A 3,035-nucleotide genomic window follows, 5' to 3' on the forward strand; every position below is an offset into this window, starting at 1 on the left:
CTAGAAAAAATGGTACAACCTAATTATAAAGATAGATATTCATCAGCAGAATTAGCCCTTGATGCTTTAATTCCCTTAAAAGTATTAGCCCCTTCTGAAACACGAAAGTTTACTCAAATAATATTGACGAGCATTCTTGGGTTTCTGGTAATTGGGAGTGCTGGTTTTAGTATTTTCAGATTTTATAATAATCAACTAAATAAACCCCTTGACTATATAAAAATAGAAGAATTTAATGGCGAAAAAAAACCAATTCAAGTTAAAGACAAAAAGCTATGCTTTCTTCGTCGAAGATAAGTACAGCAGTTTTCGACTCTTGAAAGTAAAAAGTTTTAGAACTTCAGGGAACACCAGAATCTGGAAAAAGAGATTAATATAAACAGTACCTAATTATCCAGATATAGTGCTATAAGTAGACCTGCTTTTTCTCAATGTAGGATGATTATTTCTCAACAAACTTCTTACGGTAGTGGGTTGAAAAAGTTTATCAACTCTATTATTCTCAGCCAATATAATCATCTTGAAAAACTTGGAAATTTTAGCGACATTTACAGCAGATTCCTCCCAGAAGAAGTGCGGATATTAACAATTAAATGTTCCCAGTGCGGGCATCTTGCCCGCTATAGCATCTTGCCCGCTATAGCATCTTGCCCGCGATGAGTGTTCTTCACTAAAGTGGAATCTGCTATAATTATTATCCAATTTTTAATCAATTGCAGCGAATAGTAATATAATTTTCTGACCTTATAGAATTAAATTCGCTCTTACCGAAAAATTCTGGTCTAAAGCCTCCCATTTTAAGGAGATAAAAAAAAGAATATTTTAAATTTCAAGCCTCCTTATTGCAGAGGTACTGATAACTGATAACTGATAACTGATAACTGAAATGACCCTTTTTTTTTAATGATGAAATCTGTTATTCAAAATGGCTTTCTCAGATTAGCGTTAGTCAACATTTTATCTAATTTAATGGTGCCTTTAGCAAGTCTAGTAGACTTAGCTTTTTTAGGCTATTTAGATGAAATTCATCATTTAGCAGGAGTTTCCCTAGCCACAATTTTATTTAACTATATTTACTGGACTTTTGGCTTTTTACGCATGAGTACGACTGGTACAACTGCTCAAGCTAGAGGTAGTGGAAACGATATGGAAGTAAAGCAAATTTGTCTGCGGAATTGTTTAATTGCTCTAGCTATTGCCACAATAATTCTGATTTTCAAATATCCTTTACGAGAAATTGGCTTTAGTTTACTTAGTGCTACTCCAGAAGTTAAAGCTAGTGGTATTAGTTACTATCAAAGTTTAATTTGGGGTGCCCCTGCTACCTTATTAAACTTCGTATTAATAGGTTGGTTTTTAGGACTCGAACAAGGAGGAAAAGTTTTACTATTATCAGTAGTTAATAAAGGAACAAATATTATCTTAGATTATATTTTTATTGTTCGTTGGGGATGGGAAAGTAGCGGTGCGGGTAGTGCTACAGCAATAAGCCAATATATTACTTTAGTCGTAGGCATAATTTGTGTTTTTAAGTTCATCTCTTTGGCAGAAATTCCTCAGTTAATCAAAGATATTTGGCAGTCTCAAGTAATTAGAGAAACTTTTATTCTCAATCGAGATATTCTGATTCGCACTTTTGCCCTAATTTCTACTTTTGCTATATTTACTAATTTAAGCTCATACATAAATACTTTAGTTTTAGCAACTAATACTCTGTTATTACAGGTAGTGACATTAGCCGCTTATTTTATTGACGGTTTAGCTTTTGCCACAGAAAGTTTAGCAGGTAAAAGTTATGGTGAAGGAAATCAAGAACAATTAAAGGTATTAGTAAAATCATCAGGCATAGCAAGTGTAAGTATAGGACTAATTTTCGCCTTAATCTTCTGTTTATTCCCGACTTCTTTATTTGGTTTATTGACTAATCATACTCAAGTTGTTAACAATATCAGTAGTTATGTTTTTTGGTTGATACCTGTCTTGGGATTTGGGGGTATGGCTTATATGTTAGATGGTTATTTTCTGGGTCTAACTGCAGGAAATTTATTGCGAAATTCTACATCAATGGCTACTTTAGCAGGATTTTTACCCTTTGCTATAGTGGGTTGGTTGTTAAAAAGTAATCATATATTATGGTTAGCTCTAGCAATGTTTATGGCGACTAGGGCGATTACTTTAGGTATGGCTATTCCTAATACAACCGTTGAAAATTTTTCTCCCTCAATAGAACTTATCAAAGACAATAACGAAAAAAATTTTTTTACTTCTAAATAACTCGAATTATTCCATAAATTACCATTAAATTAGATTTAAACCCTCCGACTTCAGGAATTACTAAAATCCAGGTATCAAAAAAGGCTTTCAATAATTAATAACTAATAACTAATAATTACCTCTTCTTAAAAAGGAAATTTTTTTCTTCTCAAGGGGAGATTGGATATGGTTAGGCAACCCATCCATCCGATCCTACGCAATGCTCCGCTTTCCGACCGCTTCTAAACCTTGTACTTTTCGGTAACTTAAAAAAAATACACTCTCACTAATGCGGATTTGGTATGATAATTGATAACTGATAACTGATAACTGATAACTGAAATGACAGTAATAATTAATTTCTGGAAAGGTACACTTGGATATACTGCATATAATGCTATATATGGATTAGATGTAGGTCACGTTTCTATGGAGGTTATTAATGACAGGAATCCCAAAGATAAAATTTATATAAGTCATCATCCTAAAATTAAAAACTCTATAGCTTTTTTGCCAAATTCTCAGAAATATGCTTCTTTGGAATCTATCATAGTCGATAGTTTTATTCCTAGAGAAAAATCGACTTCCTTTAAAAAAGATTGCGATCGCCGGGATAGTAAACCTAATAATAAAATTGTTATTTATGGTTTAAATGAATCTCGGATTAGAGAGTTCTATCAAAAGTATTTACAGAATGATTTATCAGAAGAAAAAACTAAATATCATTTTCTCAAAAATAATTGTTGTACAGTTGTAGCTTATTTTATTTGCAAGGCATTAGA

Annotated in this window: 2 protein-coding genes and 1 pseudogene; all 3 read left to right on the forward strand. The window is 32.4% G+C overall.

Annotation, left to right across the window (positions count from 1 at the left end; translation table 11 throughout):
• A pseudogene (locus F6K22_RS37290) lies at nt 1-297 on the forward strand (hypothetical protein); the annotation flags it as partial.
• Nucleotides 298-903: 606 nt separating this feature from the next.
• Nucleotides 904-2,274 carry a guanitoxin biosynthesis MATE family efflux transporter GntT gene (gene gntT, locus F6K22_RS37295; RefSeq protein WP_363275264.1) on the forward strand — a complete coding sequence of 457 codons (1,371 nt, stop codon included), beginning with the start codon at nt 904-906 and terminating at the stop codon, nt 2,272-2,274.
• A gap of 321 nt (nt 2,275-2,595) precedes the next feature.
• Nucleotides 2,596-3,035, forward strand: a 440-nt coding sequence (locus tag F6K22_RS37300) for a hypothetical protein (RefSeq protein WP_293109809.1), incomplete at its 3' end; no start/stop codon positions are given.

This window comes from Okeania sp. SIO2F4, from assembly GCF_010672385.1.
GTDB lineage: Bacteria > Cyanobacteriota > Cyanobacteriia > Cyanobacteriales > Microcoleaceae > Trichodesmium.

Coding starts and splice junctions, on each gene's coding strand:
- gntT (WP_363275264.1), top strand. CDS start 904: ATGATGAAATCTGTTATTCAAAATGGCTTTCTCAGATTAGCGTTAGTC.